This is a genomic window from Nocardia sp. NPDC047654, assembly GCF_043205035.1.
Classification (GTDB): Bacteria; Actinomycetota; Actinomycetes; order Mycobacteriales; family Mycobacteriaceae; genus Nocardia.
This window is the reverse complement of sequence record NZ_JBIDDF010000002.1, coordinates 894,091-918,910: the sequence shown is the minus strand read 5'-3', so window position 1 is coordinate 918,910 and position 24,820 is coordinate 894,091. Positions and strand designations below refer to the sequence as shown.

Annotated in this window: 25 protein-coding genes; 11 read left to right on the top strand and 14 right to left on the bottom strand. The window is 68.6% G+C overall.

What is annotated here, in order from left to right:
• Positions 1-82: 82 nt before the first annotated feature.
• The 4 genes from ACGF7Y_RS12675 to ACGF7Y_RS12660 all read right to left on the bottom strand — a co-directional run bounded on the left by ACGF7Y_RS12675 (position 83) and on the right by ACGF7Y_RS12660 (position 3,918).
• The gene (locus ACGF7Y_RS12675) at positions 83-820 is read right to left on the bottom strand and encodes a TetR/AcrR family transcriptional regulator (protein WP_393232739.1); all 738 of its coding nucleotides are present in this window, start codon (positions 818-820) and stop codon (positions 83-85) included.
• A 92-nt stretch (positions 821-912) separates the two neighbouring features.
• The gene (locus ACGF7Y_RS12670) at positions 913-1,788 is read right to left on the bottom strand and encodes a carbohydrate ABC transporter permease (RefSeq protein WP_393232737.1); all 876 of its coding nucleotides are present in this window, start codon (positions 1,786-1,788) and stop codon (positions 913-915) included.
• A complete protein-coding gene (locus ACGF7Y_RS12665; RefSeq protein WP_393232734.1) occupies positions 1,785-2,666 on the bottom strand; it encodes a carbohydrate ABC transporter permease in 882 nt (293 codons plus the stop codon). Before ACGF7Y_RS12665 ends, ACGF7Y_RS12670 begins: the two co-directional genes overlap by 4 nt.
• Position 2,667: 1 nt before the next feature.
• On the bottom strand, positions 2,668-3,918 hold the full coding sequence (locus ACGF7Y_RS12660) for an extracellular solute-binding protein (RefSeq protein WP_393232732.1): 1,251 nt from the start codon (positions 3,916-3,918) through the stop codon (positions 2,668-2,670).
• A gap of 159 nt (positions 3,919-4,077) precedes the next feature.
• On the opposite strand from ACGF7Y_RS12660, the gene ACGF7Y_RS12655 reads away from it, so the two are divergent.
• The 5 genes from ACGF7Y_RS12655 (at position 4,078) to ACGF7Y_RS12635 (ending at position 9,211) form a co-directional block, all read left to right on the top strand.
• On the top strand, positions 4,078-4,986 hold the full coding sequence (locus ACGF7Y_RS12655; protein ID WP_393232730.1) for an SIS domain-containing protein: 909 nt from the start codon (positions 4,078-4,080) through the stop codon (positions 4,984-4,986).
• A gap of 175 nt (positions 4,987-5,161) precedes the next feature.
• Positions 5,162-6,139, top strand: coding sequence for an ROK family protein (locus tag ACGF7Y_RS12650; RefSeq protein ID WP_393232727.1), 978 nt, complete (start codon positions 5,162-5,164; stop codon positions 6,137-6,139).
• Between the two features lie 66 nt (positions 6,140-6,205).
• The gene (locus ACGF7Y_RS12645; protein WP_393232724.1) at positions 6,206-7,357 is read left to right on the top strand and encodes an N-acetylglucosamine-6-phosphate deacetylase; all 1,152 of its coding nucleotides are present in this window, start codon (positions 6,206-6,208) and stop codon (positions 7,355-7,357) included.
• A gap of 8 nt (positions 7,358-7,365) precedes the next feature.
• Complete coding sequence (locus ACGF7Y_RS12640) at positions 7,366-8,307, top strand: hexose kinase (protein ID WP_393232722.1); 942 nt, start codon at positions 7,366-7,368, stop codon at positions 8,305-8,307.
• A 58-nt stretch (positions 8,308-8,365) separates the two neighbouring features.
• Complete coding sequence (locus ACGF7Y_RS12635; RefSeq protein ID WP_393232719.1) at positions 8,366-9,211, top strand: class II fructose-bisphosphate aldolase; 846 nt, start codon at positions 8,366-8,368, stop codon at positions 9,209-9,211.
• Between the two features lie 326 nt (positions 9,212-9,537).
• On the opposite strand, the gene ACGF7Y_RS12630 is transcribed toward ACGF7Y_RS12635, so the two are convergent.
• Positions 9,538-9,735, bottom strand: a complete 198-nt coding sequence (locus tag ACGF7Y_RS12630; RefSeq protein ID WP_393232718.1) for a DUF397 domain-containing protein — start codon at positions 9,733-9,735, stop codon at positions 9,538-9,540.
• Between the two features lie 10 nt (positions 9,736-9,745).
• On the bottom strand, positions 9,746-10,606 hold the full coding sequence (locus tag ACGF7Y_RS12625; RefSeq protein WP_393232715.1) for a DUF5753 domain-containing protein: 861 nt from the start codon (positions 10,604-10,606) through the stop codon (positions 9,746-9,748).
• 181 nt (positions 10,607-10,787) lie between these two features.
• On the opposite strand from ACGF7Y_RS12625, the gene ACGF7Y_RS12620 reads away from it, so the two are divergent.
• Both ACGF7Y_RS12620 and ACGF7Y_RS12615 read left to right on the top strand, forming a co-directional pair.
• Positions 10,788-11,090, top strand: coding sequence for a hypothetical protein (locus tag ACGF7Y_RS12620; protein WP_393232713.1), 303 nt, complete (start codon positions 10,788-10,790; stop codon positions 11,088-11,090).
• A 56-nt stretch (positions 11,091-11,146) separates the two neighbouring features.
• Positions 11,147-11,587: a DUF4254 domain-containing protein gene (locus ACGF7Y_RS12615; protein ID WP_393232710.1), complete on the top strand. Its 441-nt coding sequence runs from the start codon at positions 11,147-11,149 to the stop codon at positions 11,585-11,587.
• Position 11,588: 1 nt separating this feature from the next.
• On the opposite strand, the gene ACGF7Y_RS12610 is transcribed toward ACGF7Y_RS12615, so the two are convergent.
• The 6 genes from ACGF7Y_RS12610 to ACGF7Y_RS12585 all read right to left on the bottom strand — a co-directional run bounded on the left by ACGF7Y_RS12610 (position 11,589) and on the right by ACGF7Y_RS12585 (position 16,766).
• Positions 11,589-11,879, bottom strand: a complete 291-nt coding sequence (locus ACGF7Y_RS12610; protein WP_357034650.1) for a DUF3349 domain-containing protein — start codon at positions 11,877-11,879, stop codon at positions 11,589-11,591.
• A 14-nt stretch (positions 11,880-11,893) separates the two neighbouring features.
• Positions 11,894-12,229 (bottom strand): DUF3349 domain-containing protein, encoded by a 336-nt coding sequence (locus tag ACGF7Y_RS12605; protein ID WP_357131225.1) that lies wholly within the window; start codon positions 12,227-12,229, stop codon positions 11,894-11,896.
• Between the two features lie 11 nt (positions 12,230-12,240).
• Positions 12,241-12,525, bottom strand: coding sequence for a hypothetical protein (locus tag ACGF7Y_RS12600; RefSeq protein WP_393232707.1), 285 nt, complete (start codon positions 12,523-12,525; stop codon positions 12,241-12,243).
• 11 nt (positions 12,526-12,536) lie between these two features.
• The gene (locus ACGF7Y_RS12595) at positions 12,537-13,739 is read right to left on the bottom strand and encodes an anion permease (protein WP_393232705.1); all 1,203 of its coding nucleotides are present in this window, start codon (positions 13,737-13,739) and stop codon (positions 12,537-12,539) included.
• 90 nt (positions 13,740-13,829) lie between these two features.
• The gene (locus ACGF7Y_RS12590) at positions 13,830-15,083 is read right to left on the bottom strand and encodes a lipase family protein (RefSeq protein ID WP_393232703.1); all 1,254 of its coding nucleotides are present in this window, start codon (positions 15,081-15,083) and stop codon (positions 13,830-13,832) included.
• 171 nt (positions 15,084-15,254) lie between these two features.
• Positions 15,255-16,766, bottom strand: a complete 1,512-nt coding sequence (locus ACGF7Y_RS12585; RefSeq protein ID WP_393232700.1) for an ATP-dependent DNA ligase — start codon at positions 16,764-16,766, stop codon at positions 15,255-15,257.
• 93 nt (positions 16,767-16,859) lie between these two features.
• Here ACGF7Y_RS12585 and ramB point away from each other — a divergent pair, with 93 nt between their 5' ends.
• On the top strand, positions 16,860-18,266 hold the full coding sequence (ramB, locus tag ACGF7Y_RS12580) for an acetate metabolism transcriptional regulator RamB (protein WP_062968043.1): 1,407 nt from the start codon (positions 16,860-16,862) through the stop codon (positions 18,264-18,266).
• A 26-nt stretch (positions 18,267-18,292) separates the two neighbouring features.
• The gene (locus ACGF7Y_RS12575; protein WP_393232697.1) at positions 18,293-18,589 is read left to right on the top strand and encodes a hypothetical protein; all 297 of its coding nucleotides are present in this window, start codon (positions 18,293-18,295) and stop codon (positions 18,587-18,589) included.
• Positions 18,590-18,642: 53 nt separating this feature from the next.
• Here ACGF7Y_RS12575 and ACGF7Y_RS12570 read toward each other — a convergent pair whose 3' ends face one another.
• The gene (locus ACGF7Y_RS12570; RefSeq protein ID WP_393232694.1) at positions 18,643-19,869 is read right to left on the bottom strand and encodes an MFS transporter; all 1,227 of its coding nucleotides are present in this window, start codon (positions 19,867-19,869) and stop codon (positions 18,643-18,645) included.
• A gap of 74 nt (positions 19,870-19,943) precedes the next feature.
• Here ACGF7Y_RS12570 and ACGF7Y_RS12565 point away from each other — a divergent pair, with 74 nt between their 5' ends.
• Complete coding sequence (locus ACGF7Y_RS12565; RefSeq protein WP_393232693.1) at positions 19,944-20,789, top strand: TetR family transcriptional regulator; 846 nt, start codon at positions 19,944-19,946, stop codon at positions 20,787-20,789.
• A 392-nt stretch (positions 20,790-21,181) separates the two neighbouring features.
• Here the strand turns inward: ACGF7Y_RS12565 and ACGF7Y_RS12560 are convergent, their stop codons facing one another.
• Positions 21,182-23,011: an acyl-CoA dehydrogenase gene (locus ACGF7Y_RS12560; protein ID WP_393232691.1), complete on the bottom strand. Its 1,830-nt coding sequence runs from the start codon at positions 23,009-23,011 to the stop codon at positions 21,182-21,184.
• 374 nt (positions 23,012-23,385) lie between these two features.
• Between ACGF7Y_RS12560 and urtA the strand changes: the two genes are divergently transcribed.
• A complete protein-coding gene (gene urtA / locus ACGF7Y_RS12555; RefSeq protein WP_393232688.1) occupies positions 23,386-24,660 on the top strand; it encodes an urea ABC transporter substrate-binding protein in 1,275 nt (424 codons plus the stop codon).
• Positions 24,661-24,820: the final 160 nt, after the last annotated feature.

The window sequence follows — 24,820 nt, the reverse complement described above, 5'->3', positions numbered from 1 at the left end:
TGCTGTTTCGGCGAGCACGCGAACAATATGACCACACGCGCGTGCCGCTCGAAGCGATCCCCCACGACCGAGGCGGACCGGCTCAGGACACATCGGCCTCGACTGTGGGCCGCTCCTGCCGTGCGAGGGGAATTCGTCCGGCCCCGTCTTCCGTCGGCGGATCGACCCGCGTGCCGGAGAGACCGGAATTCACGAAGTAGGCGATCTCCGCGCAGATCTCGTCCAGGCTCACCGTCGCCTCCGGCTCCGTACTCTGCACCAATTCCTGGGCGAGCGAGGTGACCGCGCCGATCACGGCCAGCGCGAAGAGATCGAAACGCCGCGGGCCGGTCTCGCCACGGCCGACGGCGCGCTCGGCCTCGCTGATCAGCAACGCCGACAGCAAGCGACGCTGCTGCCTGCGCCACTCCTCCACCGCGGCGCTCACGCCGACCACTTCGACATAACACACTCGCGCGCACCGGGCATCGGCACACGTGACGCCCAGGTACGCGCGGAAACTCGCCACCACGCGTACGGGCAAGGGCTCGTTCTCGGTCGCCGCGAGGGCCGCGAGCGCGTATTCCAGCGCACGGGAGGTGATGCGATTCGCCAAGGCGATGAGCAGAGCCTCTCTGCTGCCCATGTCCTCGTAGAAACTGCGCGTGGAGACGTTCGCCAGGGCGCAGAGCCGTTCGATCGAGGTGGCCGCGTAACCCTGGGTGCCGAATAGTTCGAGGGCGGCGTCGATCAGGCGGGTCTGCCGTTGGGCAACCCGCTGTTCCTTGGACAGCCCGCCGTAGCTGCGACCGTCCTTGGGTCCGTGATCCCGCCGTGTCACCGTTAGATGCTACCGCGCGGTTACCTTCCCCCAGCGCGTCGAGCGCTGGTGCCGTGGCGATTCCGTCGTCCGGGCGGTCCGGCGCTCGCACGCTATTTCACGCCGCCCGCGGTCAGTCCCGCCACCAGACGCTTCTCGATGAGCGCGAACAGCAACACCACCGGAATGATGCCGACGGTGGAGATCGCGAACACGTACTGCCAGGCGGTGTCGTACTGGCCGACGAACTTGGTCAGCGCCACCGACAGCGGCTGGTTCTCCGGCGTGGTCAGCACGACCAGGCTGGCGGCGAATTCGTTCCAGCACGCCACCACCACGAAGATCGTCGCCGTGACGACGCCGGGCCAGACCAGCGGCAGGCTCACCCGCAGCAGCGTCTGCGCGCGGCCGAGTCCGTCGAGCATCGCCGCCTCCTCGATCTCCACCGGGATCGCGGCGAAGAAACTGTGCAGGATCCACACCGCGAACGACAGGTTGAACGCCGCGTTCACCAGGATCATCGCCAGCCAGGTGTCGTTGATGCCGAGCGCGAAGAACTCCCGGATCAACCCGGTGACCAGCACCGTCGGCTGCAACATCTGGGTCACCAGCACCACGCCGAGAAACACCGCGCGCCCCGGAAAGCGGTGCCGCGCCGTGTAGTACCCCGCCGGTATCGCCACGGCCAGCACCAGCGCGGTGGCGCAGACCGCGATGATGATCGTGCTGACCAGGTTGAACGGCAACGGCGTCTCGGGGGTGTCCCACATCGTCGCGTAGTTGTCCGGATGCCAGGACTGCGGCAGATACGTCGGCGGGATGCGCAAAATCTCGGCTCTGCTCTTCAGTGAACCGAGCACCATCACGACGAATGGCAGCAGGAACACCACGGCGAGTATCGCCCCGACCGCGGTGAGCTCCCAGCGGCGGCGTCCGGCGCGGGTGTGCGCCGGGCCTGTCCGCTCGATGGCCTCGGCCCGCGCCGTCATCGGTCGATCTCCCGGGTCGGGCGGACCAGCCGAACGTAGATCGCGATGACGGCGATGATCAGCGCGAAGTTCAGCACGCTCATCGCCGCGGCGGTGTCGATCTGCTGGTTCTGCCGGATCAGCTTGAAGGTGAGCGTCGTGGTGGTGTCCGCCGAGAACCCGGCGATGCTGCCGGTGATCACTTGCAGGATCGGCAGCGAGTTGAACACGTTGATGATATTGATGATGGTCGCCACCGCGATCGCCGGACGCAGCTGCGGCAGCGTGAGGTAGCGGTAGCGCTGCCACGCGCCAGCGCCGTCGACCCGCCCCGCCTCGTCGATCTCCGCCGGAATCGACTGGAGCCCGGCCAGAATCGTGTAGGTCGTGAACGGCACGGAGACAAACACCGCCACGCCCATCGCCACCAGGAACGCCTGCGTCGGCTGCTTGGTGAAACCGTAACCGCGGTCGAGCAGCCCGATGTCGATCAGGAACCGGTTCGCGATGCCGACGTCCGGATCGAGCATGTAGTAGAAGATCGTCGTCGTCATCACCACCGACGCCGCCCACGGCACCAGGATCGCCATCCGCACCGCGGTGCGTCCGGGGAAATCCTTGTTCAGGAACTGGGCCAGCGCCGCGGACAGCACCAGGGTGATCAGCACGACGCCGACCACCCAGAACACTGTGTGAGCCAGCACCGAGCCGAGTTCGGAGATCCCGAACAGGGTCCGGTAGTTGGCCAGTCCGGCGTTGCCGCGGTCCTGGCCGTAGGCGCTGAGGTCCCTGGTGCTGGTCCACACCATGTAGCAGGCGGGGAAGGCGACGACGGCCGCGATCAGGACCAGCGAAGGCCCGATCCACGGCAACGCCGCCGCTATTCCTCTGCGCCGCACGTCAGTTCGCGGCTTCCTGGATCCGGCGCAAGACCTGAGCCGGGTCCGCGCCCTGCCCGATGGTGCCCATCTGCTGACGGATGGCGCCCTGCGCGGCGGCCCATTTCGGATTGTTGCTCGGATAGAACCGCGCCACCGGAAGCGTGGCGGCGAACGCCTTGGTCACCGGGTCTTCGGCGAGCGCGGTCGCGGCGCTGTGGGTGATCGGGATGAAACCCTCGTGCTTGACGAAGTCCGCGTACACCGCGGCCGAGTAGAAGAAGTCGAGGAACTTCTTGATCGACTCGGCCTTCGCGCCGTCCTTCTTGAACGCCATCAGGTGATCGGCCACCCCGAGCGTCACCGGCGTGCCGGTCTTGGTGGGCGAGGGTGCGGTCGCGTAGCGCAGGCCGGGGTTCTTTGCGAGGATCTGGCCGATCGTGGGCGGCAGCGCCTCGATCATGCCGATCTTGCCCTGGATGAAGGCGTTGATCACGTCCTTGCGGTCGGTCGCGCCCGGATTGGGCTGGGTCGCACCGGCGTCGATGAGGTCACGCATGGCCCGCACGCCCTCCAGGTTCTCAGGGGTGTCCACGGTGATCCGGTCGCCGTCGGCCCAGGAGCCACCCGCGCCGAAGGTCCAGATGGACGTCTCGCCCTGCGCCTCCTCGCTGCCCAGCGGAAGCCCGTACCCGGAGACGCCGCCGCCGAGCGCCTGGATTTTCTTCGCCGCGTCGGTCAGCTCGGCCCAGGTTTTCGGCGGCCGGGCGATGGCCGCCTTTTCGAACAATTCGGCGTTGTAGAACAGGGTGCGGGTGGAGGCGAACAGCGGCAGCGCGTACTGCGTGCCGTTGAGTGCCGCGTTCTGGGCGAAAGCCGGTTGGATGTCGGCCAGCACCGGCGCGGAGACGATGTCGGTGGCCGGGTAGAGCAGGCCGTCGCCCGCGAAGCTGGCGTAGGCGTCGATGTTGAGCAGGTCCGGAGTGGTCGACGGCGACTGGAGCTTGGTGCGCACCACGTCGTTGATCGAGTTCCACGACTCCATCTGCAAGTTGACGGTGACGCCCGGGTTCTGCTTCTGGAATTCGGCGATGATGCCGTCCCACAGCGCCTTGGTGCCCGTGGCGCCGTCGCTGTAGGAGGGGGCGAGGAAATTGATCGTGGTGGCGGAGTCCGCGGCGTCTTTGGAACCGAACCCGCAGGACGAGAGGGTCAGCGCGACGCCGGTGACCATCGCGACTCCGGCAAGCACGCGACGAAATGGTCTTTTCACGAGCAGAACCTTTCAGATTTACCCACCCGGCGCCAGCGGAGCCGCCGATGATGGGAGGACGCACGGTCCGTGCACGTCAATCTAGCCCGGATCGTGATCATATGTGACCGATTTGTTTGTAAATTTGACATAAACGATCACAAGGATGAGGCTGTTCTGGTGCCTACGCCTGCCCGCACGCCGCAGCCGCATCTGGCCACCGAGGTGGCCACCCAGCCGGACGACTGGACGCACGCCGCGACCATCGCCGCCGATCATCACGCCGCGCTGCCGAGGCCGGGCGAGCGCGTCGCGGTGATCGGTTGCGGCACTTCGTATTTCATGTCACGTGCGATCGCGGAACTACGGGAGGGAGCGGGCGCCGGCGTCACCGACGCCTGGCCCGCCAGCGCGGTCCGCGCTCGCGACTACGACCGCTACCTGGTGATCTGCCGTTCCGGCACGACCACCGAGGTGGTGCGCGCCATGCGGGAGATCCCGGCGCACATCCCCCGCGCGGTGATCTGCTCCAGTCCCGGCACACCCGTCCTCGAACTGGGTGACCCGATCCTGATCGACCAGGTCGATGAGCGGTCGGTGGTGCAGACACGTTTCGCGACGACCGCCCTCGCCATCCTGCGCGGCCACCTGGGCGAGGATCTGGCGCCGGTGATCGCCCAAGCTCGGGCGGTGCTCGCCGAGGATCCCGCCGAATCGCTGGCCGGGGTGCGCGGCGCCGAGCAGATCAGCTTCGTCGGCATGGGATTCGCGGCGGCCATCGCCGACGAGGCGGCGCTCAAGCTGCGCGAATCCTGCCAGTCCTGGACGGAGGCGTATCCGGCGACCGAGTACCGCCACGGCCCGATCGCCATCTCCGCGCCCGGCCGCGCGGTCTGGGCCTTCGGAGCGCTCGAGCCCGGCTTCGCCGCCGACGTCACCGCTACCGGCGCCCATCTGGAACATCGCGACATCGATCCGATGGCGGACCTGGTCCGAGTACACCGGCTCTGCCTTCTTCGCTCCGCCGACCTCGGACTCGACCCCGACCACCCACGCGGCCTGAATCGCTCGGTGGTCCTGAAGTCATGAGCGAGGGCGAGCGGTGAACGTCGGCGCGCCACCCCACGCCGCGCCCGCGTCCGCGCGGAAATCGCTTCGAAGCACCGGTCCGGGAACAGGAACCGAGTACCCGCACCATCTCACGACGTCGTCGCAGGCCGCGTGTGCACCGGCGCGGGAGGCGGCACGAACTACTGTGCCGAGAATGGGTACCGATCAGCCGCGGACGTCGGCGGGCGAGTCCATCGTGGGCACAGCGGCCGACCTGCCCGACGACGCGCTCGTCCTCGGATTGGACGTCGGCGGCACAACCATCAAAGGCGAGGTCACCGATGCCGGGGGCACGGCACTGGCCATGGGCACGATCGCCACGCCGCACGGTCCGGCCGCCTTCGACGCGATGGGCGAGTTGGGCGAGCGGTTGCTGTCCGAACTGCCGGAAGCCGACCGCCGCCGGGTGCGCCGGGCGGCTGTGGTGCTGCCCGGCATCGTGGACACGGCCCGATCGGTCGCGGTGTTCAGCAGCAATGTGGGCTGGCGGGACGTGCACGTGGGCGACCGCTTCGCCGAGCGCTGGGGCGTGCCGACACTCATCGAACACGATGTGGCCGTCGCCGGTTGGGCGGAATGGCGGTACGGCGCCGGGCAGGGTTACGAGAACGTGTGCGTCGTCATTCTCGGCACCGGCATCTCCGGGACGCTGTCGGTCGGCGGGCGGCTGGTGCGCAGCGGCTACGGGCAGGTCGGCGAGTACGGGCACGTGCCGGTGCGGCGTGTGGGCGGATTGCCCTGCCCGTGCGGCAATACCGGCTGCGTCGAGACCGTCGCCTCGGGCGCGGCCATCGCGCGGGCCTACACCCGGCGCACCGGGCGCGAGATCGGCGGCGCTGCGCACGTCTTCGCGCTGATGCCCACCGATCCCGACGCGGCCGCCGTGGTCGAGGACGCGGTCGACGCGCTCGCCGACGGGCTGGTCGGCATCGTGCACGCGGCTTGCCCCGAACTGATCGTCCTCGGCGGCGGGGTCGCCGGAGCAGGCGCGGCGCTCACCGAACCCCTGCACCGGGCGCTTTCCGATCGGCTCCGCTTGGTCCCCGCCCCCCGCGTGGTGCTCGGCGAGTTCGGCGCTCGCGCGGGCCTCGCGGGCGCCGCCCTCTTCGCACGACGCGGAGCATTGACATGACGCCGCGCCGAAACCCGCCACCCTCCCGGCGGACGCCATCCGAATCGTGGGCCGAGGAGGACTGACATGACAGAACTGATGATCCGGGGCCGCATCGTCTCGGCGAGCGTCGCGCTGGACGACGGCGTGGTGCTGATCTCCGGGGACCGGATCGAGGCGGTGCGGTCGTTCGCGCAGTGGCGCGCGGCGCATCGCGATTTACCTGAGCCGCCATTTTCCGGCACCGTGCTGCCGGGGCTTGTGGATATTCACAACCACGGTGGATTCGGGTATCGGTTCGATACCGTGGACGGCGCGCAGGCGCGGACGGCGGCGCAATCGCACCATGCGCGCGGCTCGACCACGGTGGTGGCGAGCGTGGTCACCGGTCCTGCCGAGGAGATGGTGGCGCAGACCGCCGCCTTGCGCGAACTCGCCGAGGAAGGCGTGCTCGGCGGTGTCCACGTCGAGGGGCCGTTCCTGTCCGAGGCGCGCTGCGGAGCCCAGGACCCGCGATTCCTGTGCGACCCCGATCCGGGACTGACCGACCGGCTGCTGACGGCGGGCGGCGGACATCTGCGCGCGATGACCCTCGCGCCGGAGCGCCCCGGCTACGCGGCCGTCGCACGACGCCTGGCCGACAGCGGCGTGGTGGTCGCACTCGGCCACAGCGACACCGACTACGCGTCCTTTCGGAATGCTCTGCGGCCGAATGGATCGGCGAGCCTCGTCACCCATCTGGCGAACGGCATGCCGCCGCTGCACCATCGCCACCCGGGCCCGGTCGCCGCGGCGCTGGTGGCCGCGGCGGCCGGGGACGCCATCGTGGAATTGATCGGCGACGGCGTGCACGTAGACCCGGGCTTCGCCGCGCTGGTGTTCGCGACCGCGCCGGGACGCGTCGCGCTGGTCACCGATGCCATGCAGGCCGCGGGCCTCGGTGACGGCGAATACCAGCTCGGTCCGCAGCCGGTGACGGTGCGAGACGGGGTGGCGCGCGTCGCAGGCGGATCCATCGCGGGCGGCGTCAGCACCCTGCTGGAATGCCTCGCGCGCGCCGTGCGCGAATCGGGTGTCCCGCTGCGGGACGCGGTACTCGCGGCCACCTCGGTTCCGGCCGCCGCGCTCGGGCTCGCCGACGTCGGTGACCTGCGGCCCGGCCGATTCGCCGACATATTGACAGTCAGTGACAATCTCCACTTGCGCAGGGTGCTCAGACGTGGACAGTGGTTGAGGTGATCCTCACCGTGACAATGAATCCCGCGTACGACATGACCTATCGCGTCGAACGTTTCGAACGCGGGCAGGCCCACCGGGTCCGGTCGGTGGAACAACGCATCGGCGGCAAGGGCATCAACGTGACCCGCGTGCTGAATCAGCTCGGCAAATACGCCAGGGCCACCGGATTCTCCGATCACGCCTTCGCGGCGGCCGCCGAACTGGAGCTGCCGGTCGACTTCGTGCACGCGCTGCCCTGGGTGCGCCGCACGGTGGTGATCAGCGAGTCCGAGGACGGTACCGCCACCGCGCTCTGGGAGCCGGGCGCCCGGGTCTCCAATCCGCACGCCGCGGAGCAGTTGGCGGTCCGGGTCGCGGGCCTGCTACCCGATATCGCCGGGTTGGTCATCTCCGGGTCACTGCCGGGCGGCATCGACCCCTCGCTGCCCGCCGAGATCGCCCGCACCGCCATCGCGGCCGACGTGCCCACCATCTGCGACGTCGACGGCGAGGCACTGCGCTTGGCCGCGCAGGTGCCCGGCATCGTGCTCACCCCGAACGAGAGCGAACTCCAGCGTCTCACCGGTGCGGAGCCAACGACCGCCGACGACGTCGTCAGCGCCGTGCAGCCGCTGATCGCGCATGGCGTGCGCGCCGTGATCGCGACCCGCGGCCACGAGGGAATCACCGCCGTGACCGCCGACGGCGCGTGGTCGGCGGCACTCGCCGAACCGCTCGCCGGAAATCCCACCGGCGCGGGCGATGCCGCGGTGGCGGCCGTGATCGCCACCCTCTCGTCCGCATCGCGCACCGACTGGCCCGCCCTGCTCTCCGACGCGGTCGCGACCTCGGCGGCCGCCGTGGTCGTCCCGGTGGCCGGTGAGATCGACCGCGGTGTGCGCACCCGCCTCACCCCGACCGTCCGGATTCGAGAACTGGATCTACCAGCACCGCAGGAGGCTGCCTCGTGACCGCCCAGCACACCGATCCGGCCGGCCACCGGCCCTGCGAGCCGACAGAGCCCGCGCTATGCCGCTGACCTCGATCCCCGACCTGATCGCCGCGGCCCGTCCCGGCGGACTCGGCGCGTTCAACGTGATCACCCTCGAGCACGCCGAGGCGATCGCGGCCGCCGCGGAATCGGCGAAACGGCCGGTGGTCCTGCAACTGTCGGAGAACACCGCGCTCTATCACCGTGGCATCGCCCCGCTCGCCCTCGCCTGCCTGCGCGTCGCCGCCGACAGCGACGCAGCGGTCGCGGTCCATCTCGACCATGCCACCACCGCCGAACTGATCCATACCGCGGTCTATCTCGGCATCCGCTCGGTCATGTACGACGGCTCGGCCCTCGACTACGCCGACAACGTCGCCGCCACGACCGAGATCACCGCGTGGTGCCACGAGCGCGGCGTGCACATCGAAGCCGAACTCGGTGCGGTCGGCGGCAAGGACGGCGCCCACGCGCCCGGCGCGCGCACCGATCCCGACGAAGCGGTGGAGTTCGTGCGCGCCACCGGCGTCGACGCACTCGCGGTCGCCGTCGGCTCCGCACATGCCATGCACACTCGCACCGCCGAACTCGACAACGACCTGATCGCCCACCTGGCCGCGAAGGTCCCGGTCCCCTTGGTGCTGCACGGCTCCTCCGGCGTCCCCGATCACGGCCTGCGCGCCGCCGTGGAACACGGCATGACGAAGATCAACATCGCCACCCGCCTCAACATCCGAATGACGTCCGCCATCCGCGATCACCTCACGAACGCCCCCGACCTCTCCGACCCACGCAAGTACCTCACCCCCGCCCGCGCAGCCGTCCAATCGGAAGTCGAACACTTCCTCCACCTCCTCGCCGGCTCCAGCACCCTCGGAGATTGACTTCGACACACCGAAGTCGACAGTTCCAACCCCACTCGCCCCTTTCCGGAGCACCGTCACCGACCATCCACCGTCGAAGGCTGAGCCACCTCCGCGACAGACACAGCCGCTCCCGAACCAGCCTGCCCTCACGAGGGGCACTCGCGGCAAGGAAACGGCCGGCGGCGCGTGCGAGGGTTTGCGCGCCGTCGGCCGGTTCGGGTGGCGGGCAGGGCAGTTGCCCACCGGTGGAGCTGTCGATGGATCGCTTCGCATCGACGAGGACACTGTTGCCGGTGGAGCTGAGTGCTCGGTGTAGTGAGGCTGAGAGTCGGCTGGGAGGCGCGTCAGGCGAGTTCGGTGCGGAGCGCCGTGGTGAACGCCTCCCACTGGGTCGGCGGGAACGCCAGGATGGGCGATGCGTCCGGCGACCCTTGAAACTTGCTGTCTCGAACCAGGACCCGACCACCGTCGAAACACACCTCTACGCAGGCGGTGCTGTCGTTCGAATGTGATGACTTGAACCAGCCGTCCGCGCTCCCCATGCCGATCACGCTACAGCGCGGCGAGTCTGCGTTCGATCAACGTTATCGACTCGTTCCGTGGAAGCGCGTGCTCGGCGAGAGCGGTGGCGAACATGGTCGCGAGGTGACGAACCGGTTCGCTCTCCTCGATCACTCCGAGATGGACCAGCGTCTCGGTCCACGCCACGTCGGGAAGGAGTGCGCTGTCGAACCCGAGCAGGTGGAACGAGGCACCGGTCAGCAGTACACCACCCGGCGCGTCGAAGGGCACGACCCGAACATCGACTGTGTCGGCATGCGTCTCGGTAATCGACAGCAGGTGTGAAAGCTGATTCTTCAGGACCGCCACACCCCCGGTGCGCTGGGTCAAAGCGGCCTCGTTGACGATCGCGGTGACCTGAAGCGGCTCCGATCCGGTGAGTCGCCGCTGACGTCGCATGCGAACTTCGACCCAGCGCTCGATTTCCACTTGCCGCACCCGCGCCCGGTCGTTGGCGATCACCGCCCGCGCGTAGTCCTCGGTCTGCAAAAGACCGGGAATCAAGATGCTCGCGTAACTACGGACGCTCCGCGCCCCGTGCTCCAATCCGTAGAGGCGTATCACCTCGTCCGACAGCAACCCCGCGTACTCCGACCACCACCCGCGCTGCTTCGCGATGTCGCGCAGCCGCAACATCTCCTCGCGTTCCGCCGGGTCGAATTCGAGCAGGCCCATCAGATTCCGCAGTTTGTCCTCGGCCAGGACGCGTTCTTTCTCCACCTTCGACCAGTACGACAGCGTGAAGCCCAGTTCCTTGGCGATGACGGACGCGGACACGTCGAACTCCGTGCGGCGGCGCTTGATTCGGAGCATGAGCTCCCAGCGCGCGACCGTGGGCGAAAGTGGTGCCATCGTCCGATGAGTCCTTCCGGCTGTTCGTGCAGATGACCGTACCCGCATCCACGGCTGGGCAAGTTTGTCAAATTGACCGGTCAAGTTGACTTGTCAGCGGTCCCGCACCTACCCTGCTTGTGTTGCGCATCACAGCGGGGCTGGTGGAGCAGCCCGCTCGGCGGGGATGAAGGGGGTTCTGATGTCGGTGCATGTCGTCGACCGGATGTGGATCGTGAGTGATCAGACGCCGCATCAGGCGCGGCGGGTCAGTGACGACGCGTGGGTGGTGTCCTATCTGCGTGGCCGGATGGTGTCCACCGAGCAGGCGACTGCGGCGATCCAAGCGGCGGAGCTGGTTGCCCTGACGGAGGAGCTGGTGCGCCGCATCGGGCTCACGCCGCTGGAGGCCGTTGGTCTCGTCGTCCTCGAATCGCCGTGGGACACCGGGCCGTTGCGCAAGCGGTACCGATTGCCGCGTCCGGGCGGGCGGCATCGTCGATGATCCTTCGCGTCTCGCGTGACGCCCGCCGCGACCATTCGATCCAGGGGGTTATCGCAGTGGAACCACTGCCGACCAAAGAACTCATCTTGCAGGCCTGCCGCACCGCGCCCCGCCGCGCACACCCGATCTTGGAATCGGCCCACTTACTCGCGGGATTGCATCAACGCCGCCTGCGCCATGGCCTGGGCGGGACGAACGACATCGACGGGCACCGCGCCCGCCTCGTCCTCGCGATCGACCGCTGGGTCGCCACCGAGGCGCCGCTGCCACACGGCGGCGCGCACATGCACACCGAAACCGTGGGCATGGTGGTCGACCGGCTCGCCCAGTTCTCCGCCTGCGCCTACGAGATCCTCTCCGGCGCCCCGGAATGGGCCGTGCACGATGCATGGGAGCGCCTCGCCGAACTCGCGCTCGGCTACGAGGATCTCGCCTACGAGGTCGCGGCGGGCGTGCGCCGCCTGCCCTACCTCAGCGGCCCGCGCGATCAGCCGTGACTCACTCGACGTCCGGATCCGGCCAGGCATTGGCCTCGACCCGGGCGCGCACCCGGGCCACGTCGGCTTCGGAGGGCATGTCGTTGGTGATCTTGGTGATCATCACCTGGATGTCGGTCTGGTCGATGTCCGCCCCACCGAAGCCGGTCAGCTCGGCGGCGATCCGGGCCACCTCTTCGTCGGACAGGCGACGGCGCAGCAGCGCGAGCAGCGGGATGTAGTCCGACTCCGGGACGCCGTCCGGGTATCCGACCCGCAGCCAGCCGATGATCGCGTGCAGAAAGGGTGGCATCGGCGGCGGCTCGGTCAGTCGGAATCGGCGGGCGGATCGGCCAGCGGCCAGCCGCCCGCGGCCAGATGGGAGGCGACGCGAGCGACGTCGCCTTCGGCCGGCTGCTCCATGGCGAACCGGGCGATGGCCTGCTCGATCTCGGCGTGGGTGATCGTGCTGTCCGGATTCGAAGCGACCAGCTCCTCGGCGATCGCGACCACCTCGTAGTCGGTGAGGTGCCGGTGCAGCACGGCGAACAGGGCCACATAATCCGCCTGCGGGACGCCCTGCGGATACCCCGCGCGCAGCCAGCCCACGACTTTGCCGAGCAGCTTCGGCCGGAGCGGAGCTGGTTTCACTGGATCGGTCACGCTGGCACTCCTCACGCCTGCCCGAACAAATGGATGCCGAATCTGGCGGCGATGAACGCTTTCGCCGTGTACAGGATGCCGCTGACGATCGCCACGACAACCAGCGCGAAGCACGCCACCGCGACCGCGAGGGCGGGATAATTGCGCCGCACCGCGCCCGTTCCCGCGTCGGTCGTTACGGTCGTCGACCAGAACCGCACCCCGATCGCGAAGATCATCGGCAGGCCCGCGCCGAGCACCAAGCCGGCCGCGACGACTTTCCACAGCGCGTTCAGATTCGTGACGAGAGCGTGCACGCCTGGTCCTCCTACACCTGGGCCGAACGGTTCTTGTCCGCCGACGTGGCGGGCGGCGCGGCGGTGGGCGGATCGTTCCCCTCGCCCGGCCACTCGTTGACGTTGCCGGTGTGCACCGGATCACGCCGCGACCGCAGGTACATCAGCGTCGACAGCCCGATCAGGATGCCGAAGACCACGAGCACACCGGCCAGCCCGCCGATGACATGGGCGATGGCCCAGCAGATCGCTCCCGCGACCGCGGCCAGCGGCAGCGTGAGCAACCATGCGACCACCATCCGCCCCATCACGGCCCAGCGCACCTCGGCGCCCTTGCCGAGACCGGTGCCGAGGATCGCGCCGGTGGCCGTCTGCGTGGTGGACAGCGGCAACCCGAAATGGGCCGAGGTCAAGATGATCGCGGCCGAGGCGGATTCCGCCGCGAGGCCCTGCGGCGAGTCGATCTCGACCAGGCCCTTGCCCAGCGTCCGGATGATCCGCCAGCCGCCGAGGTAGGTGCCCGCCGCGATGGCCACGGCGCACGCGGCCATCACCCAGAGCGGCAGGTCGTCGTCCTTGGTGAGCGTCCCGTGTGCGACGAGCGCCAGAAAGATCACGCCCATCGTCTTCTGCGCGTCGTTCGTGCCGTGCGCCAGCGAGACCAGCGAGGCGGAGCCGATCTGCCCCCATCGGAAGCCCTCGGTGACCTTCCCTTCGTCGGCGCTGCGGGTGATCCGGTACACCAGCCAGGTGCCGATCGCCGAGACCAGCGCGGCGACGATGGGCGCGAGCACGGCGGGAAGAATGATCTTGGTGACCACGCCGTCCGATCCGAACGCCCAGATCACCCCGCTCCAGCCCAGCGCGGCCAATGTCGCCCCGATCAGACCGCCGAACAGCGCGTGCGACGAACTCGACGGCAGGCCGAAAAGCCAGGTGAGCAGGTTCCACAGGATCCCGCCGACCAAACCGGCGAACACGATGACGATCAGGTCCTGGCCGCCGACGGCATCGAGGCGCACGATGCCCTTCGCCACGGTGGCGGCGACGGCCACCGACAGGAACGCGCCGACCAGGTTCAGCACCGCAGAGAGCGCGACCGCCACCCGCGGCCGCAGCGCACCGGTGGCGATCGAGGTCGCCATCGCGTTGGCGGTGTCGTGGAAGCCGTTCGTGAAATCGAATGCGAGCGCCGTGACGATGACGATCAGGAGAACCAGTAATTCGACGGTCACGCCTCCAGTGTGCTGCACCCCCGGATGGCAGAGCCAGGTCGGTCACCGAAAGTTCCACCTACCGACATGGACTAGTCTGGTTCGCCCTGCTCAGCCGGATCGAGTGCACCGCGCAGCGACCGGACGGCCTGCGAACCGATCATCGATCCACGAGTTCGCGCCGGGGATGCCGCTGAGGCCGACCAGGAAGTGTTCGCCGAGATAGACCTGGAAGTCCACCGGTGTCCCGGCGCCGCACCAGTCCGCGTACAACTTCTCCGCCCCGGCCAACGGCACCCACGGGTCGTGCGTCGCGTGATAGAGGAACACCGGCACCGTCGGCGCGCTCGCGCCCAGCCGATTGGCGGCCAGGATCTCCCTGACCATCGGCAGCTCGGTGGGCGCGGCGGCATGGGTGAGCGCCTGCACCGGAATCGGCGCCACGACACCGCCGAACTCCTCCCCGGTCATGCACATGTCCTTGCCGAGCTGGGCCAGTCGCCAGCCGTTGTCGTTCATCAGGCCCAGCAGCTCGGGATACTCCCGCGCCAATCCGAGCGTCGCGGCCAAGAAGACTCCGGACGCGGCGTTGCGGCCGTTCATGGTGGACAGCAGCATGCCGAAGTCGGCGGGAACACCGCCGAACGCCGCGCCCACCAGATTCAGCTCGGGCGCGTACGCCGGGGCCAGCTGGGCGGCCCATCCGCTGGCGATGGCGCCGCCGGAGTATCCGGTGACCAGCGTCGGAGCGTCCGGTCGCAATCCGAGTTCCGGCGTTCGGACCGCGGCCCGGATCGAGTCGAGCACCGCGTGCCCGGCCATCAGTCCAGCCCCGTACGCCTGCCGCGGGCCCTGATGATCGGGCACGAGCACGGCGTATCCCTTGGACAACGGAATCTGGGCGGCCCACATCTCGGCCCACAACGGGTTCTTGAGCTCGTAGGACGGTGCGCACCGATGCCCGAGCGAGTCGATCGCGTGATTGAGCGACAGCACCGGTCGCGGCCCCGGCCCGGTCCACGGCGTCCGCGGCACGAGCAACGTCGCGACCACGGGGACCGGGAGATCCTTGGAATCGGTCGACCGGATCAGCAGTTCGGTCGAGTGCAACGGGAACGCGGTCAGGCCGGTGCCGCCCGGACGGGACGCGAGAACCGTTCCCGGCGGTGTGTTCTCGAATTCCGGCGGCGGGGTGTAGAACGGGTCGCCCAGCGGCGTGGGCAGGATCCCGGAGTATTCACGCGAAGGCGTGAGGAACTGCTCGATCGGATTCGCCTGCGCGGGCGTGCCGACCGCACTCACCGCCAAGGCGCCCAGCAACGCCGCCACCAGCCGGACATAGCGTCCGCACCGCACAATTCGCATCGTCCCACCCGCCCGCCGATTCCTTGTCCGGAGGTACGAACCGGCCGGACCATTGCAGTGTGGCGGCCATCCGGAACCTTGCGCTGCCCATACTTACAGTGGCTCGATTCGCCGCGCACGCTCGACACGCACCCGGCGCGGGAGCAAGCGCGCTTCACATCGCGGCGACGGTCACGGCAGTAGCGCGCGGACGGTGTCGATGGTGTCCGCGTCGGCGGGTTCTTTGTCGGGGCGGTAGCGCACCACCCGAGCGAAACGCAACGCGACCCCGCCGGGATAGCGCGGACTGACCTGCACGCCGTCCAAAGCGATCTCGACGACGAGTCGCGGCCACAGATACACGGTGTGCTGATCGCGCGAGCGCTCATGGCGGGGGAATTCGGTGGTCTGCCACTGCAACAGCGCGTCGGTGAGTCCCTTGAAGGTCTTGCCCACCATGACCGGCTCGCCGCTGTCCGGGTCGCGCGCGCCGAGATGCAGGTTCGACAGGTAGCCGGTGCGACGGCCGTAGCCCCATTCCGCGCCGAGCACGATCAGGTCGAGGGTGTGCGTCGGCTTGATCTTCTGCCAGGCCCTGCCCCGCCTGCCCGCCGCGTACGGCGCGGTCAGCGACTTGATCATGACGCCCTCGTGGCCCGCCGCCAGCGCGCCGTCGAAATATTCGGCGGCCGCTTCGGCATCCGGCCGCAGCAACGCGGGAATGGTGTGCGTGCCCGCCACCTTCGTCAGCGCGGCGCGCCGCTCCGACAGCGGAGCGTCGAGCAGGTCCCGGCCGTCCAGGTGCAGGCAGTCGAAGAAGTACGGATGCAGCAGCAACTCCCGGGTGGAGCTCACCTCGGCGAAGCGGCTCATGGTCTCCTGGAACGGACGTGGCCGTCCCGCGTCGGTGAGCGCCAGCGTCTCCCCGTCCAGTACGACGCTCGTGCAATCCAGGCCGGCGACCAGCTCGACCAGTTCGGGCACGCCCGCGGTGATATCGCGCAGCGTCCTGGTGAAGATGCGGACCCGGTCGCCGTCCCGGTGCACCTGGATGCGGGCACCGTCCAGCTTGTGCTCGACGCTCACCTCGCCCCCGAACTCGATCAGCGCCTCGTCCAGCGTCGCACCGGGCGAGGCGAGCATGGGCTGGATCGGACGGCCGACCTCGAGCCGGAACTCCGCGAGCGCGGCAGCGCCGCCGGTCAGCGCCGCGACGGCGGTGACCGGCAATCGGCCCGACAGCATGTACGCCCGGCGGACCAGATCGGGCGGCACGCCCGCGGCGACGGCCACCGCTTCGGCGACCACGGCGGTGAGCGCTCCTTGGCGCAGTTCCCCGGTGAGCAGGCGCACCAGGAAACTCTGCTCATCCGCCGTCGCCGCGGACCACAGCGCCCCGAGCAGCTCCTTGCGCCGGGCGGTGGACCCGGCGCCGGAGGTACCGGCCAGCTCGCTCAGCGCGGCGTGCACCGCCGCGACGGTCAGCGTCGCGACCGGCGCGGGCGGGCTGTCGAGCGCGGTGAGCGTGCGCCACCCCGTGCCGATCCGCCCCTGCGGTAGCTCGCCGGACGCCCAGGCGACGACGGGCGCGAGCTCGTCGGCGGCGGCCGAGTTCAGCAGCCCGGCCAGCGTGGCGATCTTCGTCTTGCGTGACCTGGTCGCGCGCACGGTCTCCGAGGCCAGGACGACATCCGAGAACAACACCCTGCCGACGGTAGCCGCCGGGTACGACACCTGTCTGCGAGGAGTGTTAATCCTTAATTGGCATGGATGCGAACCCGGCCATAAGCTGGACGCATGGCCAAGACTTACGTCGGCGCTCGGCTGCGTCAGCTGCGGACCGAACGCGGGCTGAGCCAGATCGCGCTGGCCCAGCAGCTGGAGATCTCGGCGAGTTACCTCAATCAGATCGAGCACGACGTGCGCCCGCTCACCGTCCCGGTGCTGCTGAAGATCAGCGACGTGTTCGGCGTCGACGCGACCTTCTTCTCCGCGCAGGACGACACCCGGCTCATCGCGGAACTCCAAGAGGTCGTGATGGACCAGGAGCTGGGCATCGAGGCCGACGCCCAGGAGATCGCGGACATGGTCTCGGCGCATCCGAGCATGGCCCGCGCGCTGGTCAACATGCACAACCGCTACCGCAACACCTCCGCCCAGCTGGCGGCGGCCACCGAGGACCGGTTCGCAGACAGCGCGGGCAGCGGCGCGATCAGCAAGCCGCACGAGGAAGTGCGCGACTACTTCTACCAGCGCCAGAACTACATCCACGAGCTGGACACCGCCGCGGAGGAGCTCACCGCGCGCATCCGTTTCCACGGCGGCGACGTGAACAGCGAGATCGCCAGGATTCTGCGCGCGCACGACGTGCGGATCACCGAGCGCATCGATCTCGGCGAGGGCGTGCTGCACCGTTACGACCCGCAGACCCGCAACCTGGAGATCGCGCCGCATCTCTCCGGTGGGCAGCGCACCTTCAAACTGGCCGCCGAGCTGGCCTACTTCGAATGCGGAGAGTTGCTGGAGAAGCTGGTCGAGGAGGGCAATTTCGCGTCCGAGGACGCCCGCAAGCTGGCCATGCTCGGGCTGGCCAATTACTTCGCCGCGGCGACGGTGCTGCCGTACACGCATTTCCACGAGGTGGCCGAGGACTTCCGCTACGACATCGAGCGGCTGTCGGCGTTCTTCACGCAGAGCTACGAGACCATCTGCCACCGGCTATCCACGCTGCAACGACCGTCGCTGCGCGGCGTGCCGTTCTCGTTCGTGCGGGTCGACCGCGCGGGCAATATGTCCAAGCGCCAGTCGGCCACCGGTTTCCACTTCTCCGCCAGCGGCGGGACCTGCCCGCTGTGGAACGTCTACGAGACCTTCGCCTATCCCGGCAAGATCATGACGCAGATCGCCCAGATGCCCGACGGCCGCAAATACCTATGGGTGGCTCGCACGGTCGAACGCCGCGCCACCCGCTTCGGCCAGCCGAGCAAGACCTTCGCCATCGGACTGGGCTGCGAACTGCGGCACGCGGCCCGGGTGATCTACGCCGACGGCATCGACCTCGACGAGGTGCAGCCGACGCCGATCGGTGCGGGCTGCCGAGTCTGCGAACGGGCCAACTGCCCGCAGCGCGCGTTCCCGCCGTTGGGCAAGGTGCTCGACATCAGCGAACATCGCAGTTCCGTCTCGCCCTATGTGCTGAAGTAGTCGCGCTGGTTCCGTAGGTTGTCGCCATGGCCGAAGCGGACGATTCGCGACATCCGATGCCCGCGTCCATAGTGCTGATCGCGACGCCCGAGGGTTGGCGCCACAGCATCCTGGACACGCGGGGCGGAATGCTGTGCGGTCGCCTGCGGGTCGGCGCTGATGCCACATCCGAACAGGCGCGGGCCGCCGCGGTCACGATGCTGCGCGAGGTGGTCCGGGAATTCCACGACGCGGAAATCGAGATCGCCTGGGATGGTCCGCGGCCCGCCAGAACACGCACAGGTCGGGTGATTCCGCTGCGGCGCATCGGAGACCGTCCCTGAACGAACGTCCGGCCGGTATCGGGTTACCGATATCGGCCGGACGTGGTGTTCGGTCAGGCGGCCTGCGCCTTTCGCTGCATCCGCAGACCGGCCACCGTCATACCCAGTGCGGCGACGAGCAACAGCGCCAGCGTCCAGGCGAGGGTGGCGAAGCCGTGCGGCGCCGCGGCGGCGGCGACCAGCGGGCCGATGGTCGCGCCCACGTAGAAGCTGAACATCGCGACCGACATGGCGGCGGCGCGGGATTCGCCGCCCAGTTCGCCCGCGCTCTGCAACACGGCCGGAGCGATGATGCCGAGTCCGCCCACCAGCACGGCCAGCAGGACGGCCAGCACGAGCGGATGGGTTCCCTCGAAGGTCGCGACCACCATCGCTGTCGCGGCGATGAGCACGCCGAGCACTATCTGGCCGTGCTTGGACAGCCGGGCCAGTGGCACCGCGAGCAGGGGCAGCGCGATCATCACCGGCAGCGCTCCCGCCCGCAGCGCGAGCAGTTCGCCCGAGCCGCGGACCACCCCGGTCAGTTCCAGGCCGGTGTACACCCCGACCATCACCGCCATGCTCATCGCGCCCGCGATCAGCATCGGCACCAGCGCCCGGATGCGCAGCACCGCGGGAATCGCGGCGTAGCTGTGCCGCAGCGGCTTGTCCCCGCCGGTGGGCGCGTCGGCCAGCAACGCCGACCGCAACGCCAGCGCGAGGACGGCGAACACGATCGCGGAGGCGACGAACACCGTGCGCCACGGGAACGCGCCGACCATCCATTGCGACACGATCTGCGCGACCACCGTCGCCGCGAGGAACGACGTTGCCACGGACATGGTGGCCACGGCACGGTGCGCGGGGGTGATGCGGGTCGCCACATAAGCCATGATCGCGGGCGGAATCGAGCCGACCACCAAGCCCTGCGCCACCCGCAGGGCGACGGCCAGCGGGGCACTGAACGCCAAGCCGGTCAACAGGGTGACCACTGCGGCCGCCAGCATGCCGGTGACCAGCACCCGGCGGTGACCGTAGCGATCCGACAGCGGCCCGAACAGGACGAAACCGCCTGCGTAGCCGAAGGCGAACGCGCTGATGATCCAGGTCATCGCCGCCGAGCCGACGCCCCAGTCGGCCCGCATGGCGGTGAAAAGCGGAATGGGAATGTACATCTGGCCGGTGGCCAGCAGTGCGGCGAGGACGAAGAAAGGCAGGGTGCGCCCGGTGTGGGCTCGCGCCGAGGTGTCTCGGCCGCGCGTCCGGGCCGGAGCCGCGGACTGGAAGGTGGACATTGCCATGGCTCGAAGGTAGGCCTGCGGCGGGCCGTCTGTCAACCAAATAGTTGGTTTAATGAGATGGTAAAGTGTCGGTCATGACGGCCACGATCAAACGCAGTGACGCGACCAGGCAGGCCCTGTTGCGCGCCGCCCGCGAAGAATTCGCGCAGTACGGGCTGGCCGGCGCGCGGGTCGACCGGATCGCGGAGGCGGCGGGCGTCAACAAGGAGCGCATCTACGGACTGTTCGGCAGCAAGGACAAGCTGTTCGACGTCATCCTGATCGACACGCTGCGCGAGTTCATCGACGTGGTGCAACCGCTGGCCGACACCGAACCGGGGGCCTACGTCGGCAAGCTGTTCGACTATCACCGGGACAACCCGCAACTGCTGCGGCTGATGCTCTGGGAGGCGTTGCACCGCGGCGCCGATGCGCACGACATCGACGGCTGGCGTGCCGCGCATTACGTGCGCAAATTCGATCGCGCCCAGGAACAGTTCGACGTCGACTCCGCCAACGCGGGCCGTCTGCTGCTGGCCCTGTGCGGCCTGGCCAACTGGTCGCACGCCGTCCCGCAGACCACCAGACTGCTGCTCGGCGAGGCCGCCGCGGAGGACAAGGACGCCACCCGCGCGTTCCTGATGGAGTTCGCCAGGGCGGCGATGCGCCGTGACGGTGCCCCGGATGAGCGGGAAGCCCGTCTCCCGGAGGTCGAACTGGTCAATGAATTGACCACCAGCGAGGAGCAGCCCGACGTGGACCGCGCCGCCCAGCGACTTCGCGACGCCCAAGCCGCCGCCGAAGCCGCCCGCACCGAACTCGCCACCACCCTGAAGGCAGCCCACGCCGCGGGCACCAGCGCCAACCAGCTCGCCAGACAGGTATCGGGCACACTGTCCCGCCCCGTGGTGCTCAAACTGCTCTCCCAGTCGGAGGCCTGACACGACGCCGCCCCCGCGTGGCGTGCCAACATCACTCGATTCGGCCTCCGATCACCCGGTGACCGCAAACCATCCCGGATGGTCACCGTGGCACGCGATCGAGAGCCGACGCCAGACGCAGCACGCAACCACCCGAACCGCACGTTCGATGCCGGTCGAGCGGCCTTCGTCCGCGCGGGGCGCACCCACGTCGTCGACACCTCGAATGCCGACGCAACCGGCGCACCTCGACTCCCGGTTTCGAGCGAAGCGAGACCGAGCATCCGCCGTTCGCGGCCCGGCTCGCGTCCGAGTGGCCGCCGCGTCCGCGACGAAGGAGCAAGCGGTGGTCGCTCGGGCGCGAGCCAAGAGGGGGCCGCGAACACCCAGCGCCGCAGGCGCTGGAAAAACCATCAGAACGCGGCTTCGTCCAGGTTCATGATGTCGTCGTCGAGTGCGGCGATTATCCCGCGCACCGCGGCCAGGTTCGGCAGCACGTTCTTCGCGAAGAAGCTCGCGACGGCGACCTTTCCGGCGTAGAAAGCGCGATCCTTCTCCGGCGCGTCGGTGGCCAGTGCGGCGGCCGCGATCTCCGCCTGCACCAGCAGGCGCCAGCCGATGAGCAGGTCGCCGACGGCGAGCAGGAAGCGCACCGAACCGAGGCCGACCTTGTACAGCTCGGTGGGCTTCTGCTGCGCGGCCATCAAGAAGCCGGTGAGCGAGGCGGCCATCGCCTGCACGTCCTCCGCGGCCGTGCGCAGCAGGTCGCGCTCGGTGTCGAACCGTCCGGTCTTCGCGTCGAGGAACGCCGCGATCCGCGCGCTGACGTGCCCGAGCGCCGCACCTTTGTCGCGAATGATCTTTCGGAAGAAGAAGTCCTGCGCCTGGATGGCGGTGGTGCCTTCGTAGAGCGAGTCGATCTTCGCGTCGCGGATGTATTGCTCGATCGGGTAGTCCTGTAGATAACCGGAACCGCCCAAGGTCTGCAACGACTCGGTGAGGAACTGGTAGGCGCGCTCGGAACCGACGCCCTTGACGATCGGCAGCAGCAGATCCTCCACCCGGTGCGCCAGATCGGGGTCGGCGCCCGAAACGAGCTGGGCCACATCGGCGTTCTGGTGTGCGGCGGTGTACAGGTACACCGCGCGCATGCCCTCGGCGTACGCCTTCTGCATCGCCAATGAACGGCGCACGTCCGGATGCCGGGTGATGGACACGCGGGGCGCGGCCTTGTCGGTCATCTGAGTCAGATCCGCGCCCTGGACACGTTCTCTGGCGTAGTCGAGCGCGTTGAGATAACCGGTCGACAAGGTGCCGGAGGATTTGACGCCGACCATCATGCGCGCGTTCTCGATCACCTGGAACATCTGCGCGATGCCGTTGTGCACGTCGCCGACCAGCCAACCCTTGGCCGGGACGCCGTGGCCACCGAAGGTCAGCTCGCAGGTGGGCGAGGATTTCAGGCCCATCTTGTGCTCGACCCCGGTGACGTACACGCCGTTGCGCTCGCCGACTTCCAAGGTCTCGGGGTCGAAGAGGAACTTCGGCACGTAGAACAGCGACAGCCCCTTGGTGCCCGGTCCGGCGCCCTCCGGCCGGGCCAGCACCAGGTGGAAGACGTTCTCGGCGGTGTCGCCGACCTCCGCGCCGGAGATGAACCGCTTGACGCCCTCGATGTGCCAGGTGCCGTCTTCTTGCGCGATCGCCTTGGTGCGTCCGGCGCCGACGTCGGATCCGGCGTCGGGCTCGGTCAGCACCATGGTGCCCTGCCAGCCCTTCTCGAAGCCGAGCGTGGCCCAGCGCCGCTGCTGCTCGGTGCCGACGTTGTACAGCACGGACGCCATGACCGGCCCCATGTTGAAGAACGACGCCGAGGGGTTGGCGCAGGTGATCATCTCGGCGACGGCCCAGACCAGCGCCGCGGGCGCCGGGGTACCGCCCATGCCCTCCGGCATGCCCAGCCTGCTCCAGCCCGCGTCGCGCACGGCGGCGACGGTCCTACGGAGCGGCTCCGGAACAGATACCGAGAAGGTTGTCACGTCATAGGTCACCGGATCGCGATCGGCCGCCGCGAAGGAGTCCGCCACCGGCCCCTCGGCCAGTCGCCGAACCTCCGAGAGGATCTCCCGGGCGGTGTCGGAATCGAGGTCGCCGTAGGCGCCGGTATCGAGGAGTTTGTCCAGCTCGAGCACTTCGAACAGGTTGAACTCGATATCCCGCAAGTTCGCCTTGTAGTGGCCCATCTGGTCCTCCTCGACTCGAGTCCGCGGCCCGCCGCCGCGGCTTGGGACGGTTCAGATGTCGTACGAATCGAAGCGTGCCGCATCGCGGCGACGCTACGCAACCGTAGCCACATCCGCCCCGGCCAGCGGGTTTGCCCGGATCTCACAACCGTTCGCCGACCGTTGCCGGGAAAGGTTCACACGAGCGAAACAGACGAAACGGACTTGTCATCGAGAGATATTCCGGCGCAACAAGTTCTGTCTACCGTTCGCATCACGAATACAGCCGTTGTATACAGCCCCGTCTACAGCCGTGAGCGGGGCGAAGACGGCGGTATTCGATGCGGCGCCCTGCCGACGCCGCCGCAACACCTGATGAGGAGAGGGTTCGCCCCATGCCAGATTCCCGTGCCACCCATCGCTCCAGGCGTTTGGTCCGAGCGGTGGCGGTGCCCACCGCGGTCGCGCTCGCCGGCCTGTTGCTGACCGCCTGCGGCGCCAAGGACGACGCCTCGACCACCGGCTCCGGCGCCGCCTCCTGCGTCGACACCTCGAAGGACACGATCAAGGTCGGTTCGCTGCACTCGCTGTCCGGCACGATGGCCATCTCCGAGGTCACCGTCGCCAACTCGACCAAGCTGGCCGTCGACCAGATCAACGCCGCGGGCGGCGTGCTCGGCAAGAAAATCGATCTGGTGCTCGAGGACGGCGCCTCGGACCCGAAGACCTTCGCGGAGAAGGCGGAGAAGCTGATCAGCTCCGACTGCGTCGCCGCGGTGTTCGGCGGCTGGACCTCGTCGAGCCGCAAGGCCATGAAGCCGAAATTCGAGAGCCTGAACTCGCTGCTCTACTACCCGGTCCAGTACGAGGGCCTGGAGGACAGCAAGAACATCTTCTACACCGGCGCGACCACCAATCAGCAGATCGTTCCAGCGCTGGACTACCTGAAGCAGAAGGGCATCACCTCCCTCTACCTGGTCGGCAGCGACTACGTCTTCCCGCAGACCGCCAATCGGGAGATCAAGGCGTACGCCGCCGCCAACGGCATCGAGATCAAGGGCGAGGACTACACCCCGCTCGGCTCCACCGACTTCTCCACCATCGTGAACAAGGTCCGCTCCGCCAAGGCGGGCGCGGTGTTCAACACCCTCAACGGCGACTCCAACGTCGCGTTCTTCCGCGAGTACAGCAATGCGGGCCTCAAAGCCGCCGAGATGCCGGTGATCTCGGTGTCCATCGCCGAGGAAGAGGTCGCGGGCATCGGCGCGCAGCACATCGCCGGGCAGCTCACCGCGTGGAACTACTACCAGACCGTGGACACCCCGGTGAACAAGAAGTTCGTCGCCGACTACAAGGCCGCCTTCGGCGCCGACAAGCCGACCTCGGACCCGATGGAAGCCGCCTACGCGTCGGTCTACCTGTGGAAGAACACCGTCGAGAAGGCGAAGTCGTTCAAGGTGGAGGACGTCCAGGCCGCCGCCGACGGCGTCAGCTTCGAGGCGCCGGAGGGCCTGGTCACCATCGACGGCTCCAACCACCACATCACCAAGACCGCCCGCATCGGCGAGATCCGTCCCGACGGACTCATCTACACCGTGTGGGACTCCGGCAAGGCCGTGACGCCGGACCCCTACCTGAAGTCCTACGACTGGGCCAAGGGCCTGAAGTAGTCCGCGGCTGTCCGCGGCCCAGCTACCGGTGCCCGCCCGGCGACCCAGTCGCCGCGGCGATCACGCGGAGCGCGTAATGAGGGGGGCCGCGGACAGCATCGGACATCAAGGCACCCAACGCGCCCCCGAGCGCCTTCAACTCCCGGTTTCGAGCGAAGCG

Bases quoted from the DNA above. Each gene is read 5' to 3' on its own strand.
- ACGF7Y_RS12670 (WP_393232737.1), bottom strand. From the start codon at position 1,788: ATGACGGCGCGGGCCGAGGCCATCGAGCGGACAGGCCCGGCGCACACC.
- ACGF7Y_RS12650 (WP_393232727.1), top strand. From the start codon at position 5,162: ATGGGTACCGATCAGCCGCGGACGTCGGCGGGCGAGTCCATCGTGGGC.
- ACGF7Y_RS12645 (WP_393232724.1), top strand. From the start codon at position 6,206: ATGACAGAACTGATGATCCGGGGCCGCATCGTCTCGGCGAGCGTCGCG.
- ACGF7Y_RS12635 (WP_393232719.1), top strand. From the start codon at position 8,366: ATGCCGCTGACCTCGATCCCCGACCTGATCGCCGCGGCCCGTCCCGGC.
- ACGF7Y_RS12630 (WP_393232718.1), bottom strand. From the start codon at position 9,735: ATGGGGAGCGCGGACGGCTGGTTCAAGTCATCACATTCGAACGACAGC.
- ACGF7Y_RS12625 (WP_393232715.1), bottom strand. From the start codon at position 10,606: ATGGCACCACTTTCGCCCACGGTCGCGCGCTGGGAGCTCATGCTCCGA.
- ACGF7Y_RS12620 (WP_393232713.1), top strand. From the start codon at position 10,788: ATGTCGGTGCATGTCGTCGACCGGATGTGGATCGTGAGTGATCAGACG.
- ACGF7Y_RS12610 (WP_357034650.1), bottom strand. From the start codon at position 11,879: ATGCCACCCTTTCTGCACGCGATCATCGGCTGGCTGCGGGTCGGATAC.
- ACGF7Y_RS12590 (WP_393232703.1), bottom strand. From the start codon at position 15,083: ATGCGAATTGTGCGGTGCGGACGCTATGTCCGGCTGGTGGCGGCGTTG.
- ramB (WP_062968043.1), top strand. From the start codon at position 16,860: ATGGCCAAGACTTACGTCGGCGCTCGGCTGCGTCAGCTGCGGACCGAA.
- ACGF7Y_RS12575 (WP_393232697.1), top strand. From the start codon at position 18,293: ATGGCCGAAGCGGACGATTCGCGACATCCGATGCCCGCGTCCATAGTG.
- ACGF7Y_RS12570 (WP_393232694.1), bottom strand. From the start codon at position 19,869: ATGGCAATGTCCACCTTCCAGTCCGCGGCTCCGGCCCGGACGCGCGGC.
- ACGF7Y_RS12565 (WP_393232693.1), top strand. From the start codon at position 19,944: ATGACGGCCACGATCAAACGCAGTGACGCGACCAGGCAGGCCCTGTTG.
- ACGF7Y_RS12560 (WP_393232691.1), bottom strand. From the start codon at position 23,011: ATGGGCCACTACAAGGCGAACTTGCGGGATATCGAGTTCAACCTGTTC.
- urtA (WP_393232688.1), top strand. From the start codon at position 23,386: ATGCCAGATTCCCGTGCCACCCATCGCTCCAGGCGTTTGGTCCGAGCG.